Below are 15,199 nucleotides of genomic sequence, written 5' to 3'. Positions count from 1 at the left end.
GTCAGGATAGGCGGGCGACTGCACCGAGGACGAGCTCGTGGTCCGGGCCATCCGCGGGTCCGGCATCGGGGAGCCAGTGGTTGGCGACGGTGATGCCTGGCGTGACGAGGTGGAGCCCGGTCAGCCAGTCGGCGAGGGTGCTGCGGGTTCGGGCGACCAGCGGGCTGGCGCTGCTCTGGTAGGTGTCGATGCAGCGGCGGATCTGGCCGTGGAGGTCGGGTGGGCGGTTTCGTCAATGAGGTGGGAGAGTGCGATGTAGCTGGCGGGCGGGAGTGCGTCGCGGTAAGCGGCGGGGTCGTCGTGGTCGGGGATGAAGTGCAGGACCGCGATCATTAGCAGCCCGATCGGCTGGCTGAAGTCGTGGTGGCCGCGGACGGTGGCGTTGTCGAGTATGTCGGCGGAGTGGCGCAGGTCGGCATCGATGGCCACGGTGGCGGGGTCGTCGCGGAGTAGCAACTTGCTTTGTGCGACGGCGACGGGATCGTTGTCGGCGTAGACCACGGTGACGTCGGGGGAGAGCGCGCGGGCGATGTGGTGGACCTTGCCGGCGGTGGGTATGCCGGACCCGATGTCGATGAACTGGCGGACACCGTTCTCGATGAGATAGGCGATGGCGCGGCTGAGGAAGTTGCGGTTGTCCAGTGCCATCGTCTTCGACGCGGGGAGGATCTCGAGTACGTGTTCGGCGAAGGCCCGGTCGACGGGGGTGTTGAAGGAGCCACCGAGGAAGTAGTTGTGGGCGCGGGCGACGCTGAGTCTCTCGGGATCGACGGAACGCTCGTGCCGGGAAGCCCCAGGCCAGGCCATACCGCCATCAAGTGGGCGCCGGGATCGCCGGAGAGAGCTGGGAGACCGAACGATCTGAAGTCACGGGTCCGGGCGGTGGTCGGCGGGCTGGCCACGGACGCAGCCCGGGACCACCGCGGTGATGTGGCTCGGTGGGGTATTCGCGGCCGGGGCGGTGCTGGTTCTCGCCACCGCCGGTGGCCGGTCCGCCTAGCAGGTCATGCGGAGTTCGCGGACGTCGAGCAGCAACGTGAAGCTGCCCGAGGTGGCGACTGTCCTGAGTGGACAGTACTGCCAGGCCTTGGTCAGACACATCTTCAGCCCGGGCGAAGGCAGGGGAACCGCACCGGTCCCGCACACGTCAGAGTGACACTGAATGCTACGATGTCACATCGATCTGAGGGAGTGTGTCACATGTCGACTCGGTTCTTGCCCGTGCTCGCCGCGGGACTTGTTCTGCTGGTCACCGCGTGTTCCGGTGACGGCGGCGGCACCGACACGGCGGCGACCACCGGCGATATACCGTTCGATAGCTCGGCCACGGCCCAGTCCGGCCCGAAATACACGCAGTTCGCCGACTTCCCCGGTCAGGCCCTCGTCTCCACGGAACCGGGCCTGGACCTGGCGATACAGGTCAAGGCTGTCGACGTCGTCTGGACGCCCGAACTGGCCGGCGTGTCGGCGAAGGCGGGAAAGCACTACGTCGCCGTGTATGTGGCTGCGACCGGAGAACTTGCCGATCGTGGCGTGCAGCGAGCCAAGATCAAGTATCTGCAGCTCCGTCACCGCAACACGGCCGGGAAAACGTGCGACCCGTATCAGCCGAAAGAAGTCCCTCAGTACTGCTTCACCGAGGCATATCCCGCCAGCGACCTCAAAACCAAAGTCGCGGACAAGACGTGGCGCGACGCCAGTTGGTCGGCAGACTCCCTGATGGGCAGGAACATCGACCGGGGTGAAACCGCGATCGGCGTGGTCGGTTTCAGCCTGGAGGACGGCGCGGACACCGAAGGCCTCCAGCTCTGCGGGCCGACCAAGGAGACGACGGTCGACACCGATCGTTTCCCGTGTGTCCCGATCCCGAAGCCGGAAAGCGTGTGAAGCCGACCAAGCCGAGGCGGCCAGAACGGACCACCTTTCCAGTATCGTGAGCACACTCGCAGGTCGTTTGCCATAGAACAGAATCCCCCCGCTCGGGGCGCTAGGGCCCGCGCAGCGGAAGGCGCCGAGCGCGAACGGTTGTGGTGGCTGATGGTCAGGTTGGCCTCGGCGATATAGTCCTTCAGCTGGCTGGACGAGTACCGATACGGCCACGTTCTTGGCTTCACCGATGCTGTGGCCGTCCAAAAGTCCGGGATTCGGTTCCTGCCAACAGAGGCGTAGAAGTGAGCGGTGGTGGGCGGCTGGCCGCGAGGCGTGGCGCGGCAGCCCGAGGGCGTGTTTACGGCCTTCCATGTCCACGCCGATGGCCAGGTAGGCGACCTTGGAGGTGACCACGCCCTTGTCCTGGATCCGCAGCCGCAGGCCGTCGACATAGAGAATCAGGTACATCTCGTCCAAAGGCCGGGATTGCCATAACGCGATCTCGTCGGTCACCACTTCGGTGACGTTGGAGATCAATTCCCGTGACACGTTCACGCCATATACTTCACGCAAATGAGATTCGATATCCCGGGTGGTCATGCCGCGCGAGTACAGTGACAGGGTCGCCTCGTCGATATTACCCAGCCTGCGTGCGCGTTTCGGCACGATCGCCGGCTCGAACGAGCCGTTCCGGTCGCGCGGCACCGCGAGTTCGACCGGACCGTTCGAGGTGGACACCGTTTTCGGGGGACTTGCCGTTCCGGGAGTTCCCGGAACCGTTCCCGGCGGGTCTCCTTTCTCATACCCGAGATGATGGATCATTTCGGCGTCCAGGGCCCGCTCGAGCACCGCCTTGGTCATCTGATTCAGTAATTCTTGCGCGCCCAGCGCCCGCCATTCGCATACGCGTCTTTTACCAGCGCGTCGAGCATGTCCGGCGGCAACGCACGAGCGAACGCTTCGCCGGCCGCGGAACCAGCATCCCGGTCAGGTATGTCCTCGGTCACAGATGGAGCCTTTCTGGGTCGCCGTCAGCGACCCGATCTTGGTCCATCCGCGGCTTACGCGGTTGTCATGACACGGCCCGGCAGCGGCGTGTGCGGCCCTGACGGGTGCGGCGGCGATCCATTCGTAGAACCCGGGTCGTCGCACACTTAGGACCCGGCACGGCAGCGCGACACCGGAGGTTGCGCGGTGTTCGGAAATGAACCGGTAGCTGCAGGTCAACGACGACCCATCTCCTTCGCGAAAGGCGGCCGCTTTCCGCAAAATCTCCTTCTTCACCTCCAGTTCCGTCACTCGCTTACGTAGCGTCCGCAACTCGTCCTGATCGGCATCGCCCGACGCGGCGGACGGCTGCCCGGACTGCTTCTCAGCGGTCTTGACCCAGTTACGCAAGGTCTCGTGGTTCACACCCAGCTCGCGGGCGACCTGACGCAACGGACAGTCAGAGGTGCGGATCAACTCCACCGCATCAGCGCGGAACTGCTCGGGAGACTTGGACGAACGTGACACCAGAACATCCTTCCCCAGAAAAAACTGTCTGGGCTCAAATGTCCGGCCCGAAGGGGAACCTCAGCGTTCGGCACGCACAGCTTCAGCCGAGGGGCTGTCCGTCCCATCGCGAGCGACTGAGCAAGCCACTCGCGATCTTGCGGAGCCTGCCGCTTCTTTCCGATTGTTGCGGTGTGTCTGGAACGCCCGGTAGTGCTGTTTGGTGACGCACAGGATGACGGCGTGCATGAACCTTTCGCGGTCTGGCACTTGCACCGCCCAGCGTTCGTCGGTGCGCGTGTTCCACAGCACGCCTGTCTGGTGGCCGCTCATGACGAGGTAGAGCGCCAGTTGGAGGAACATGGCACGGTCGAGTTCGGAGACGAACTTGAGTTCGAAGACCTGGCCGTCGTGCACGGCGTCGGCGACACCCACGAACGTGATCGGTGTCGCCGCCGGTGAGGCGACAGCCGTGCCTGAAAGGTCCATCGGCACCTGTGCCGCGCAGTCGCGGGGGAGCTGTGTCGCCAGTCGTCTGGTCAGTGCGTCGCGAACCTCGCCGCTGACTTTTCGGGTGACCTGTTCTGCGTAGCGCATCTGGTCTGTGTCGATGGCGGTCAGCAGCAGTGAGTCGTGCCAGGGGTCGTCGGTCAGCTTGTCGCGCAGCTGCTTCGCGATCGGTTTGGGGTTCAGTATCACCTCAAGGGTGGGGTTGTACCTGTCGAAGAACACTGCTTCCTGGTAGTGCCCCACGACTGGAGAGAGATCGATCAGCCCGTCGACGCGGTCGATGGTGATTTCCTCGCCCGTGCCGTCGTCGAGGCGTCGCCTGTCGAGCAGGTCGACACAGGCCTGGAGGTTCTCCGCGTAGGTGAAGTCGAAGCAGTCCGATGCCAGCATCGGTTTGTCATATTCGGGTTGTTCGTCGGCCGCTAGTTGCGTGAACCGCTGCACGGGGATGAAGCCGATGCTCTTGGGTTGCCGCTGAGCATGTTTTGACCGCACGAAGACGACCTCGTGCTTTCCGCGGGAGGCCGCGACCAGGAACACGTTGCGCATGACGGTGGTGTCCACGTTCGGAAAGCTGCAGCGCATGTCCCACATGTCCTCGTCGTAATCGAACACTACGCTCGCTGGTCGTTCCAGTCCCTTGCTGGAGTCGAACGTCGTGAACACCGCGGTGTCGTCGTTGTAGGTCACCGCGGTGTCGCTGTCGCGGATGGAGGCGTAGACGGTTTCCTTGTTGAAGACCTCACCATGATCGCGTTCCAGGTGATTCAACGCCTCGGCCATCTGGCCGTTGCGCCTACCCAGACACAGCAGGTCGCCGGGTTTCTTCGCTCTCATGAAGTCGAGTGCCTCGTTGTAGGAGACATACCGGATCGTCTGCGCGGGGTTGACGCCCACCACTGGCTTGTTCCATGCCTCGCTGAGCAGTGTGCCGAGTTCCCGGCCGGCCCGGAAGGACTGCGTGAACGGCATCAGCTCGGCTTGCCGGGTGATTTCTCTGGTGAACCGTTGGACGTCCAAGGTCGTGTTCGAGTGCACTTTCTGAGCCAAATCGCCGACCAGCACGGTCTGCATGGACGGGTTCAGTGACTTGATGTTGCGCAGCAACTGCGCGTATTCCTCGTTGATGTCCTGGTACTCGTCGACCACGAGCAGGTCAAACCTGGGGAACTGTGCCGAGAGGCTGGTGAACGCCGCGTTGAACCGTCGGATGGATTCATCAAGACCGCACTTGATTCCCGCCTTGAGCAGCGAGGGATACACGATGCCGTGGTAGTTCTGCACTTTCGCGTGTCTCACCCGGCGTTGCGCATCGGCTTTCAACAGTTTGCTGTAGGTCAGATACAGCACCTGCCGGTCTCGCCCCACTTCGGTGCACAGCGCCTGAATCGCCGTGGTCTTACCCGATCCCACCGTCGCATCGACGATCACGTCGTGCCCCGACCGCACCGCGTCGATCATCCGCCGCTGTTCGCCGCTCAACGACACAGGTGACACCGTGGCGTTGCGGACATGACTCCCGCGGCGGCCCGATGTTCGGCTCGGGCCCGTGGCGACGGCGAAATGCGGGTCGGCCGCCAGTTGCCGGCGCAACACCGCCTCGGCATCGGCGCGCAAGGTCGGGCGCAGTTGCGGCGGCAGCAGGACCTGACACCGTGCCTGCAGTGCACCGGGCGTGCGCTGCAATGTCCCCGCCAGTGCTTCCAGCCCCACACCGCGCCGGAGTCCGTCCAGCAGCGTTGCAGTGTCCTTCGCAGACCAAGCTGCGCCCGCACGGCGCGGTGCGGATCCCGCACCGTCGCTCCGGCTCTCAGTAGTCACGCCGTCACACTATCGACAACCAGTGACAAAATTTCCCGGTTCCGCGAACTGCGGGCCATGGGGCCGCGCGAAAAGCGGCAATGAGTCCTGCACGAAGCAGGTGGCCAGAGGAGGGCGAGTATGTCTGCGTCTTGGAACAGTGTTTCGTGCAGCATGCCCACTCGTGGTTCTCGTCGTGTTCTGACAGATCTGTGTAGTGTCCGGTGAGGCTGGCCCAGTCGTCGAGGTAGCTCGGTCGAGCTGGGCGGTCCTGCTGGCGGCAAAAAGGATGCTGCCGAATGGACGCATGCCGTCTCCGATTGGGCTCCGTTGCAGACGTAGAGCCCGATACGGGCCGACACACAGCGGTACTCGGCCCGGGCTCAAACTGGCGTTGACCTGTACAAACCGGCAGAATTTGGCATCCGGCGACACTGGCTGACATGCCGGAGCTGCGGTCTCATAGTCCCTTGGCCGTCGGTTCGAGCCCGACCCGGCCCACTACATCAACATTGCTGCTGACCTGAGGGGATGTTGGTCATTCGGCGGCAATTTCGCCTTGGCTTTGATCGTGGCTTGGCTCCGTTTCGTCTCCGTTTGCTCCGGTGTGTCGATAGTAGGAGAAATGCTCTGCGGAGCCGGTTGGTGGCGTAACGGCCTTTCTGCTTCCTCGTCACAACCGCTGCGGTCGGGACTTCAGCAGGTCTGGAGTTTTGCTTCCACAGCTGGGCAACTGGGTGTGGTCGCAGATCGGCTGGGCGTGATCCGTGATCTCGAGCAGAAGACCAGTGACGTCCACGGTTTCACCCTCGCGCTGCGCATCAACCGAGCCAGCGGGGCGACCCGGGACGTGGTGCGAACGGAGCCGAGGATGCCCACGCGGATCGACCGGTATCTTTCCGCCGTCATCGCACCGCCGTTTCACCGGAATGCGGCCCGTTACCGGTCTAGCCGTGCTTGTCACCGGTCTGCTGTATCACCGTGGTCAGGCCGAGAAGGGTTGGCTCCCGGCGCACGACGTTGGAGGAGTGCAGTATCAAGCGGTGTCTGCGGTTCCCTGGAACATAGTGAACCAGGGCGGAGCCTGCTTTGACGGTGACGCGGTCCAGGCGAACAACCGGCGTGCTGCCAATAGCGTCGATCACCGAAGGCGGGACGCCGCTCATTTTTAAGTCCTCCGCTGGTCTTCGATGACCGTCATGCCTGCTCGGCCGATACCTGTAGATGTTTCTCGAACCACCAAGCTATTCGGGAGCACATATCGATCTGGGCGCGCGGTTCCCGCACACCGTGTCCCTCCCGTGCGTAGATGACGATCTCGCTCTCTTTGGGCGTTCCGTGCTTCGTGATGGCGTTATGAAATTCGAGAGCTTGGCTCGATGGGCAACATCGATCTTCACCGCCGGCGATCTGCAGAACCGCCGCACGCACTGAGTGCGCGTAGGTAACCGGGCTTCGCGCAATGTGCTTTTCCGTTGTCTCGGTGAGGTCGCTTTGCAGGAAGAGCTGGTCGAAATCCGGGATATTCGAGGTGTGATGGAAGCTGATGAAGTCAGTGTGCGGGAACAGGGGGACCGCCGCGGCGAATCTGTCGGACTGCGTTACCAGCCAGGCGGACAGATTGCCTCCGTAGCTACCGCCCACCACGCCGATCCGGGCAGGGTCGGCGAGTCCCCTCTTGATCATCGCGTCGACGCCGGAGGTGATGTCAAGCGCGTCCTTTCCATTCATGTCACCGACTACCCGCCGCGCGTAATCCTGGCCACGACCGGAGGAGCCACGCGGGTTGGGATGCAGAACCGCGAAACCGCGGGACACGAGGAACGGAACAAACGGATTTCTCATCATCCACTGGTTGCGCCAAGAAGTGACGGGACCACCGTGCAGGTGCACGATCATCGGGGGTGGCTCGGAAGCCCGGTTACCCGGAGAGACCAGCAGTCCCGCTATTTTCAGTCCGTCCTGCGCGGTCCAGAATACTTCACTGATGGTTCCTGCTGCGAGGATTTCGTCGTGGTTCATCTTTTTCGCCGGCGCGTAGAGCGTATCAATCACGCCGTCCTGGTTCACGCGGATGATTTCGTAACATTTCGAATAGCCATCGCGGATTCCGATCAATGAACCATCGTCCGCCCGCGAGAACTCGGGAGCTCGTTTGCTGCCGGTTGACAGGTCGGTCGACCACAGGATTTTTACCACACCGCTGTTCGGATCGATTTCGCCGATCAGCGATTCGATACCACGCTGTCCGGTGAACAGTAGATGTTCGTCGTCGATCCACGTGGCTTCGGAGACGTCGATTCCGATTTCGCGCCGGACGGCCGAACCGCCGGATTCGATGATGACAATGTCGCCAAGGACCATGCCTCGATCGCTGCTGACGGCCTCAATGACGCTTCGCCGCCGGCCCGAGGGCGAGCAGGAAGGCACACCGATCTGATCTCCCGGTTCGTAGACGAGGGTCGCAGCCGGTTGTGGATCACCGGCGTCGGGATTGAACTCGATAAGATAGGCGGCCGCGTGGTACCACCCGCCCTCGTCCGCTCGCGGTGATGCGATCGCCAGCACGGCGGCGTCGCCGCACCAGGAGGCTTCCCAGATATTGAGGCCGGGCAGAAAGAGCGGAGTAACGGACATCGTGATGACATCGACGATTTTGAGGCCTCGGCGGCCGGCTTCAGGATCGTGCCGGACCACCATCGGATCGGGCTCCGGCTGCCTTGACCCGACCAGGCCGGAACCGGCGGAGCTGGCGGCGTCGGCGCTTGGGTCCGCGACGCCGATCAACAGTTTCGAGCCATCAGAAGACCAGCTCAGGTACTCCACGACACCCGTGCCGTCCACCGCCACAACCTGGGGGGAGGACGATTCGCGTTCACTTTCGATGGCGTCGATCGACGACAAACACAGTCGGCCACATCCGGGTTCAGCAGAATCTGAAATGAACGCGAGATGAGATCCGGTGGGCGACCACCGTGGTTGCTCATCGCGACTGCCGGTACTCACTGTAACAACGCGGGAGTCCGCCAGGCCCAAGACGCATACCTGGTGCCGGGGACGCTCCAACGGGTCGTCGGAAATGGCGCCAGTGAAGGTGATGTAGCGACCGTCCGGCGACTCGCGACAGTCGCTGACAGGTAGTGGAACTCCGGCTCGGCGCGAATCGAGTGCGCGAAACCACTCGTCGGCAGAGCGGCGGATCTCGGAAAGCGCTGGGTCTTCAAACTCGTCCATCAGCTGGCTTCGTCCCCTTCGCGTATCGCGTCGTCAGATCCGGTGAACGCAGTTACCCACGGTGACCGGATCGCACACCGGCACCGGCGGGCGATCCAGTCCGTCCCCACTGGGCAGCCTAGGTCGCGGACCGCCTGTCCTGTCACCTGCAAATCAGTGGAAGCCGACGGGGCTGCTCTTTACGACCGTCAAAACCCGCGCGTCGTGCCGACGTACTCTGGGGATGACCTCGGAACTCCATCAGCTGGTCGACAGCCTCGGCGGATGGCTGAACCGCTCGGTCACGATCGACGATCCAGATCTCCGTCTGCTGGTGCACACCGCTCATCCGGGTGAGGTGGACCCCGCTCGCGTCGAAGCGCTGCTGAGGCGTGCGTTCCCTCCAACGCTCGCAGATCACGTACACGGCCAGTACGTCGACGGCACCGATGACCCTCTTCGTCGTACCCTGCCGCCCCGAACTCGGTCTGACCATCTCGCGGATTGAAATGCCGATCCGACGGGCAGGCGAGCTGCTCGGATTCATCTGGCTCCTGGACTCCGAGGGGCCACTCACCAAGCCCGAGAGTCACGCGGTACGGCAAGCGGCTGACTCCGCTGCGGTAGCGCCCTGCTCACCCGAGGCCCGACCGCGGCACTGGTGGTCACGCTGACCCGGAACGAGGAGAAGAAGCCTGGCCCATTCCTCGTCGAGGTGGTCTCGCTTTATCAGGCTGGCAGGGCGATCACAGGACGAGCATGAGTTTGCCTCCGGGTCGGCGGGATTGGCTGAGGTTGGCCGCTTCCTGGATCTGGTCGAGGGTGTAGGTGCGGGCGACCGGTACGACCAGGGTGCCTTCGCCGGCGAGCCTGGCGAACTCATTCATCTGGTCGTAGCGGATCTCGGTGGTGATCCGGACGCCCAGTTCGGCCGCGGCGGCGAAGTCCGAGACGGTGACGACACGGTCGGGATCCCCGGTCAGCTCGATCAAGGTCGGTAGTGAGCCGCCGGCCGGACTGGGCTGGTCGGCGCGGTCGATCCGGCCCCCGGTCGGCGCCGTGTCCAGGGCGCGGTCCACGGGGCCTCCGGCCAGTGCGCTGACGCGTTCGGCCATCCCCTCGCCGTAGGCGGTTACCTGGGCGCCGATCTCTTCCAGGGCGGCGGCCCGGGTCTGCCCGGCGGTGGCGATCACCCGAATACCCCGGTGCAGCGCGAAGCGCACCGCAGCCTCGCCCACGGTGGTGCCCGCGCCATGGACGAGCAGCAGCTCACCTGGCTGGACGCCGAGGTCGTCGAGCGCGCGCCACGCCGTCTCGGCCGCCATCGGCAGCGCGGCGGCCTGCTCGGCGGTTACGCCCTCGGGAATGCGTGCCCAGGCCGGCATCAGCGCGTACTCGGCGGCGCCGGCCGTCGGGCCGTCGAAGGTGGCCGGGCCGAACACGCGTTCGCCGATCTGGACGCCGTCGACGCCCTCGCCGAGCGCGTCGACGGTGCCCGCGACCTCGAGGCCGAGCCCGCGCGGCAGCGGCGGCAGATGGTCGGCGAGGAGACCGTCGACGAGATGCCAGTCGGCCGGTGTCAGGCCGCACGCCCGCACGGCGATGCGGATCCGGCCGGGTCCCGGCTCCGGCTGTGGGACGTCGCGGAGCACGATCACGTCCGGGGAACCGAACCGGTCGAATTGCAGAGCCTTCATGACGATCTCCTGTCTGATAACAGCATCTGTTGTCATTGACCGTACCAGCTAATAACAGCTTCTGTTGTCGTACGCTGGTGGGTATGCCGAGATGGGAATCCGACGCACAGGGCCGGCTCGAACGCGCGGCGCTCGAGCTGTTCGAGACGCAGGGGTTCGAGCGCACCTCGGTCGCGCAGATCGCGGGCGCCGCCGGCCTGAAGGAGCGCTCCTTCTATCGCTACTTTCCCGACAAGCGGGAAGTTCTCTTCGCCGGCAACGAACTCGAGGCCCACCTCGTCGCCCAGGTCGAGGCGGCCGACCCGGGCCTCACCCCGATCGAGGCGCTGCTGACCGCGCTGGGAACCGCCGAGGAGATCTTTCGCCCACGCGAATTCCTGCTGCGCCGGGGAAGAGTGATCGCCGCCAACCCGGCACTGGCCGAGCGCGATCTGATCAAGCTCGCCGACATCGCCGACGCGCTGGCACCGGCGCTCGAGCGCCGCGGCGTCGAGCCCGGCAAAGCACGCTTCATCATCGACGTGGTGCTGGCGATCCACCGGCGCGCCATGCCCCGCTGGCTAGCCGAGCCGGACACCACCCTCGCTCAGCTCATGGCCCAGGCCGCCGCCGAGCTGCGTGAGGCGGTCACACTGCCAGCTCCGACAGTCCGCTGAGGCGACTGTTGCCCGCAGGGTTGGCTCGTCGCGCCCGTGTAAGGCTTCAGGTACCTACCGGATAATGGGCCATTATCCGGTAGGTCGACCGAATCGAGGGCGACGATGGCGGCGACCGTGACCCAGCTCGGCACTCGGCGGACCGCACCCGGTAAGACCGGCGGGCCGGCCGTCCGCGCCGCCATCGATGCCTTCCTCGACTCCCCGAAGATCAGGACGAACCCGAACACCCTGCGCGCCTACACGAACATGCTCGATTGGGCTGCCGAGACGCTCGGCCCGGGCCGAGCGCTCGCCGACGTCGCCGAGGAGATCGCCGTGGCGCTCACCGCGCTCTGGGGCACCGCGAAGCCGGCGACCTGGAACCGCAACCGCGCCGCCGTCGGCTCCTGGCTCACCTGGTGCGCTGCCCAGCAGCACTGGACCGCACCCATCCTGCCGGATTCGGCCGAGCGCCGCGTACACAGTGGACGCCGACGGCAGCGACGTGTTGGTCATGGTCGGCTCCCGGTGGTTCGGTCGAGGTAGGCGTGCAGCCGTGGCGGCAGGGCTGGGCGATACCGGCCCGACGTCGCCGCCCTGCGCGCGACCTTCCTCAAGCTGGGCTCGGTGTCGGCCATTACCGGGCCTCGGCCGCGCCCCGCATCGTCGAGGCACTCGCCGCCCAGACCTCAGCCACGATGGTGGAGGTCCCCGGTGACCACACCGGATACCTGTGGCGCCCACGAGAGTTCGCCGACACGCTCCGCACGGTCCTGGACTTGCCGTGGCCGATACGCGACGCATGTGTACAGCATAGACAAAGGCGTGTACGGTGTAGACATGGTGGAGATGGGGACCGCGGAGCGGATCGCGTCGGCGGCGTTGGCGATTCTTCTCGAGGAGGGCGCCCAGGCGGTAACCATGCGTCGGGTGGCGGCGGCTGCGGGCGTTACGGCGATGGCGACCTATCGGCACTATCCGAATCGTGAAGCCCTGTTGCACACGGTGGTTGATGCCGCTTATGCGGATCTGGCCAAGGACTGGGGAAAGCGTTGCGAGGTTCTCGATTTCGAGGGCGGGCTTGACGGTGCGATGGACGACTATCTGGATTTCGCACTGGGTAAGCCGAACCTGTACACGTTCTTGATCACCGAGCGGCGTCAGGATTCGCGACGGTTTCCAGAGGACTTTCGCGAGGGCGGCTCGCCCGCGTTCACGCCTGTGTTCAAGGTCGTCGAGCAGGGTATGCGGGAGGGAGTGCTGCGGTCCGACGACTGCCTGGAGGCCACACTCGCGATCACGATGCCGGTCATGGGCCTGGTGCAGCTGTATCTCGGCGACCGCATCAGCCTGTCCGAGCATGACTTTCGCGCGCTGTGCAAGCGAACGATCGAGAGAGTCCTCAATGGACTTCGATAGTGGACAGCCAGGACGAATACGTTCGCTTTCGGACAATGTTTCCCCATAGTGGGGGCTATCCGCGCTACGTCTTCGGCATGCCGGCCTTTCAGGTGCCGATCTTATCCACAACGTTCCGCCGGATCACAAATCAGACAAGAGGATTGTGCAATGCAAGCAAGGACAACTCGGCGGTTGGTCGCCGGTTCGCTGGCGCTGACACTTGGTACCGGCTGCCTCACCGCCGGAACGGCCACCGCGCAGCCACGCGACGGGCACAATCGCACCCAGGCGATCGTGGACGGCTTCACCGCGCACGGAGCGCCCGGCGCAATGGTCTTCGCCGAGGACGGCCACCGGAGTTGGACGGTCACCAGCGGAACCGGAGAACTGGGTGCCGACAAGCCGATACGTCCGTGGGAAAAGGTGCGGGTATACAGCAACACCAAGATGTTCGTCGCCGCGGTGGTGTTGCAGCTGGTCGGCGAGGGCAAGGTGCGGCTGGACGCGCCGATCGAGCAGTACCTGCCGGGTGTGGTGCAGGGCAACGGATATGACGGCAACAAGATCACCGTGCGGCAGTTGCTGCAGCACACCAGCGGGATGGCCGACTATATCCCGGACGTGCTGGCCGACCCGGACGTGAACAACCACCCGTGGCGGCCGGAGGAACTGGTGCGCATCGGGCTGAGCCACCCGCCGCTGTTCCCACCGGGTACCCGGTGGGCGTACTCCAACGCCGGGTACATCGTGCTCGGGATGCTGGTGGGAAGCGTGAGCGGTCACGATATCGGCACGGAGATCACCGATCGGCTCATCCGGCCGGAGCGCCTGTGGCGGACTAGCTATCCGAGGCCAGGTCAGAAGCAGATCCAGGGCCCGCATGCGCACGGCTACTACGCGTTCCCCGGTAAACCGGTCGCCGACGTGACCGAACTCGAGCCCACTGTCCCAGGAGCAGCGGCGGCGATGGTGTCCACCGGCCCGGACCTGACCCGCTTCGTGCGCGCGCTGCTGGCAGGCAAGGTGCTACGCCCGGACCTACTCGCGGAGATGCGGAAGACCGTGCCCGCGCAAGGACCTGACTACGGTCTCGGGATCCGGGAGATTCCCCTTCCCTGTGGTGGCGTGGCCTGGGGACACGCCGGCAACGGGCCCGGCTTCGACTCCTTCACCGCCGCCACCGAGGACGGGCGATCAGTGTTCAGCGTGGTCAACGGGCACCTCAAGGATGGCAGTGCGGCCGACGTACGCGGCGCGGCCGTGTCAGCGCTGTGCTGAACGGCGCACTCATTGACTGGCACCCAGTTCATCGGCTGTCTCGCGACAGGCGCAGCCAGCTCCAGCGATGCAACGATCCGTTCGAACGCGCTGCCGTGCGGCTGGTCGGAAGTCCATCGCGACGGGTGGGTAGGCCGCTGATCGGGAGCTATTCGTCCCGCTGTGGCTTGCTGTGTTCGGCGGTTCGTGCGGCGAGGTAGTCGGTCCAGTCTCGGCGGGCGTAGGTGACCCAGCGGACGGCGGTGTTGACATGGAGGCCGAGGAGGTCGGCGAGGATCGCGGCGGGCAGGTCGGCGGCGAGTGCTGCGAGTGCTCGGTTGCGGGCGGGCCGTGCGCTGATGCCGTGCCGGTTGAGCAGGTTGGTGAGGCTATGCCCGTCGATGGGTTGTCCGGGAACGCGGCCGGGGAACAGCCAGCGGGGCACGTTCGGTCCGTGAGGGATCATCAGCGGGGTCGGTGGCTGGGAGGCAAGGTCCTGCAGCAGGGCGCCGAGGCGTGGCGGCAGCAGCATCGGGTGACGGCCGGCGGCTAGGAGTGGTTCCCTGGGCATCGATCCAGGTCAGAAAGTCCAAGGCGACCAGTATCCGGCGGCGTAGGTCGCGACCGTCGGTGGTCGGATAGGCACGTGTGCTTGCGGGCTCGGCGAAGCAGCAACCAGTGGAGGAACGGGCGGACGAGGCGCGCGTGTTCCTGCGGTCAGCGGGCGCCCGGCTGCGCCGTGGGTCTGGATGATCGTGTTGAACATCGCCTGCACCTGAGCCGTTGGTCGGCTCCCAGCAAACGGTCGTCTAGGTACGGGATCAGATACCCGCGGATGTGCTGGCGGTAGCTGTGCAGCGTCGACGCGGCGAATCTGTCGCCTCCGCCCGTCCGGCCGCGGCGGCATCTCCACCCGGAAGTACCAGCTCCCGTGCCCCCGCACCGTCAACCCTCGACACCGGCTGCCCAGGAACCGCCCCGCACTGTCCCGGCAACCACACCGCTTGTACACGCCAGCGACCTTCATGGCACACCGCTCACTCCTTCCACGACGTGCTCAGCGTGCGCCGCGGCGTGCTGTCGAGGGACCCCGCGATAAGGGACGTTGCAAAGACGGCCCGACAACGGTGATCGAGCCGACGCGCTCGTTGGTCTCCGGGGTGTGCGTGCGCGCACTGGACGGCTGACGGGCATACGTCGCGACGCTAGACAGGCGAACGAACAGATGCGATCGCCTTGAGGCGCGACGGCGGCATCGATAACCGGGCAACAGATTCAACGTCAAGTCAGAAAAGTGCCAACCGGTTGTTTGTTGAACCT

General features: G+C 65.0%; 15 protein-coding genes. 5 read left to right on the top strand and 10 right to left on the bottom strand.

Features of this window, described 5'->3' with window-relative positions:
- Position 1: 1 nt before the first annotated feature.
- From AB0M65_RS03565 to AB0M65_RS03530, 8 genes are all read right to left on the bottom strand, one after another.
- Complete coding sequence (locus AB0M65_RS03565; protein WP_364020899.1) at positions 2-160, bottom strand: SAM-dependent methyltransferase; 159 nt, start codon at positions 158-160, stop codon at positions 2-4.
- Positions 121-807, bottom strand: a complete 687-nt coding sequence (locus tag AB0M65_RS03560) for an SAM-dependent methyltransferase (protein ID WP_364020754.1) — start codon at positions 805-807, stop codon at positions 121-123. Before AB0M65_RS03560 ends, AB0M65_RS03565 begins: the two co-directional genes overlap by 40 nt.
- 366 nt (positions 808-1,173) lie before the next feature.
- On the bottom strand, positions 1,174-2,730 hold the full coding sequence (locus tag AB0M65_RS03555; protein ID WP_364020752.1) for a transposase: 1,557 nt from the start codon (positions 2,728-2,730) through the stop codon (positions 1,174-1,176).
- 5 nt (positions 2,731-2,735) lie between these two features.
- Positions 2,736-2,876, bottom strand: a complete 141-nt coding sequence (locus AB0M65_RS03550; RefSeq protein ID WP_364020749.1) for a hypothetical protein — start codon at positions 2,874-2,876, stop codon at positions 2,736-2,738.
- Positions 2,857-3,384 carry a transposase gene (locus AB0M65_RS03545; protein ID WP_364020747.1) on the bottom strand — a complete coding sequence of 176 codons (528 nt, stop codon included), beginning with the start codon at positions 3,382-3,384 and terminating at the stop codon, positions 2,857-2,859. Before AB0M65_RS03545 ends, AB0M65_RS03550 begins: the two co-directional genes overlap by 20 nt.
- Before the next feature lie 60 nt (positions 3,385-3,444).
- Entirely contained in the window at positions 3,445-5,694 is a 2,250-nt protein-coding gene (locus tag AB0M65_RS03540; protein ID WP_364020745.1) for a DEAD/DEAH box helicase family protein, read from the bottom strand.
- 926 nt (positions 5,695-6,620) lie between these two features.
- The gene (locus tag AB0M65_RS03535) at positions 6,621-6,839 is read right to left on the bottom strand and encodes a hypothetical protein (protein WP_364020742.1); all 219 of its coding nucleotides are present in this window, start codon (positions 6,837-6,839) and stop codon (positions 6,621-6,623) included.
- Between the two features lie 31 nt (positions 6,840-6,870).
- The gene (locus AB0M65_RS03530; RefSeq protein ID WP_364020740.1) at positions 6,871-8,907 is read right to left on the bottom strand and encodes a prolyl oligopeptidase family serine peptidase; all 2,037 of its coding nucleotides are present in this window, start codon (positions 8,905-8,907) and stop codon (positions 6,871-6,873) included.
- Positions 8,908-9,130: 223 nt separating this feature from the next.
- Between AB0M65_RS03530 and AB0M65_RS03525 the strand changes: the two genes are divergently transcribed.
- Positions 9,131-9,394 carry a hypothetical protein gene (locus tag AB0M65_RS03525; RefSeq protein WP_364020738.1) on the top strand — a complete coding sequence of 88 codons (264 nt, stop codon included), beginning with the start codon at positions 9,131-9,133 and terminating at the stop codon, positions 9,392-9,394.
- A 238-nt stretch (positions 9,395-9,632) separates the two neighbouring features.
- Here the strand turns inward: AB0M65_RS03525 and AB0M65_RS03520 are convergent, their stop codons facing one another.
- Positions 9,633-10,583: an NADP-dependent oxidoreductase gene (locus AB0M65_RS03520; protein ID WP_364020736.1), complete on the bottom strand. Its 951-nt coding sequence runs from the start codon at positions 10,581-10,583 to the stop codon at positions 9,633-9,635.
- A gap of 83 nt (positions 10,584-10,666) precedes the next feature.
- Here AB0M65_RS03520 and AB0M65_RS03515 point away from each other — a divergent pair, with 83 nt between their 5' ends.
- The 4 genes from AB0M65_RS03515 (at position 10,667) to AB0M65_RS03500 (ending at position 13,900) form a co-directional block, all read left to right on the top strand.
- Positions 10,667-11,239: a helix-turn-helix domain-containing protein gene (locus AB0M65_RS03515; RefSeq protein ID WP_326795926.1), complete on the top strand. Its 573-nt coding sequence runs from the start codon at positions 10,667-10,669 to the stop codon at positions 11,237-11,239.
- A gap of 105 nt (positions 11,240-11,344) precedes the next feature.
- Positions 11,345-11,767 (top strand): hypothetical protein, encoded by a 423-nt coding sequence (locus AB0M65_RS03510; protein WP_364020733.1) that lies wholly within the window; start codon positions 11,345-11,347, stop codon positions 11,765-11,767.
- Positions 11,768-12,061: 294 nt separating this feature from the next.
- Positions 12,062-12,640 carry a TetR/AcrR family transcriptional regulator gene (locus AB0M65_RS03505; protein WP_364020730.1) on the top strand — a complete coding sequence of 193 codons (579 nt, stop codon included), beginning with the start codon at positions 12,062-12,064 and terminating at the stop codon, positions 12,638-12,640.
- Positions 12,641-12,790: 150 nt separating this feature from the next.
- Positions 12,791-13,900, top strand: a complete 1,110-nt coding sequence (locus AB0M65_RS03500; protein WP_364020728.1) for a serine hydrolase domain-containing protein — start codon at positions 12,791-12,793, stop codon at positions 13,898-13,900.
- Positions 13,901-14,048: 148 nt separating this feature from the next.
- Here AB0M65_RS03500 and AB0M65_RS03495 read toward each other — a convergent pair whose 3' ends face one another.
- Positions 14,049-14,450 carry a hypothetical protein gene (locus AB0M65_RS03495; RefSeq protein ID WP_364020725.1) on the bottom strand — a complete coding sequence of 134 codons (402 nt, stop codon included), beginning with the start codon at positions 14,448-14,450 and terminating at the stop codon, positions 14,049-14,051.
- Positions 14,451-15,199 lie beyond the last annotated feature (749 nt).

The organism is Amycolatopsis sp. NPDC051071 (assembly GCF_040682875.1).
Taxonomy (GTDB): Bacteria; Actinomycetota; Actinomycetes; order Mycobacteriales; family Pseudonocardiaceae; genus Amycolatopsis.
This window is presented reverse-complemented; position numbering and strand designations above follow the sequence as displayed.

What these genes read in the sequence shown, in the direction of transcription:
- AB0M65_RS03530 (WP_364020740.1), bottom strand. Translation starts at nt 8,907, where the DNA reads ATGGACGAGTTTGAAGACCCAGCGCTTTCCGAGATCCGCCGCTCTGCC.
- AB0M65_RS03505 (WP_364020730.1), top strand. Translation starts at nt 12,062, where the DNA reads ATGGTGGAGATGGGGACCGCGGAGCGGATCGCGTCGGCGGCGTTGGCG.
- AB0M65_RS03495 (WP_364020725.1), bottom strand. Translation starts at nt 14,450, where the DNA reads ATGCCCAGGGAACCACTCCTAGCCGCCGGCCGTCACCCGATGCTGCTG.
- AB0M65_RS03520 (WP_364020736.1), bottom strand. Translation starts at nt 10,583, where the DNA reads ATGAAGGCTCTGCAATTCGACCGGTTCGGTTCCCCGGACGTGATCGTG.
- AB0M65_RS03500 (WP_364020728.1), top strand. Translation starts at nt 12,791, where the DNA reads ATGCAAGCAAGGACAACTCGGCGGTTGGTCGCCGGTTCGCTGGCGCTG.
- AB0M65_RS03510 (WP_364020733.1), top strand. Translation starts at nt 11,345, where the DNA reads ATGGCGGCGACCGTGACCCAGCTCGGCACTCGGCGGACCGCACCCGGT.
- AB0M65_RS03515 (WP_326795926.1), top strand. Translation starts at nt 10,667, where the DNA reads ATGCCGAGATGGGAATCCGACGCACAGGGCCGGCTCGAACGCGCGGCG.
- AB0M65_RS03535 (WP_364020742.1), bottom strand. Translation starts at nt 6,839, where the DNA reads ATGAGCGGCGTCCCGCCTTCGGTGATCGACGCTATTGGCAGCACGCCG.
- AB0M65_RS03555 (WP_364020752.1), bottom strand. Translation starts at nt 2,730, where the DNA reads ATGACCAAGGCGGTGCTCGAGCGGGCCCTGGACGCCGAAATGATCCAT.
- AB0M65_RS03525 (WP_364020738.1), top strand. Translation starts at nt 9,131, where the DNA reads ATGACCTCGGAACTCCATCAGCTGGTCGACAGCCTCGGCGGATGGCTG.
- AB0M65_RS03560 (WP_364020754.1), bottom strand. Translation starts at nt 807, where the DNA reads ATGGCCTGGCCTGGGGCTTCCCGGCACGAGCGTTCCGTCGATCCCGAG.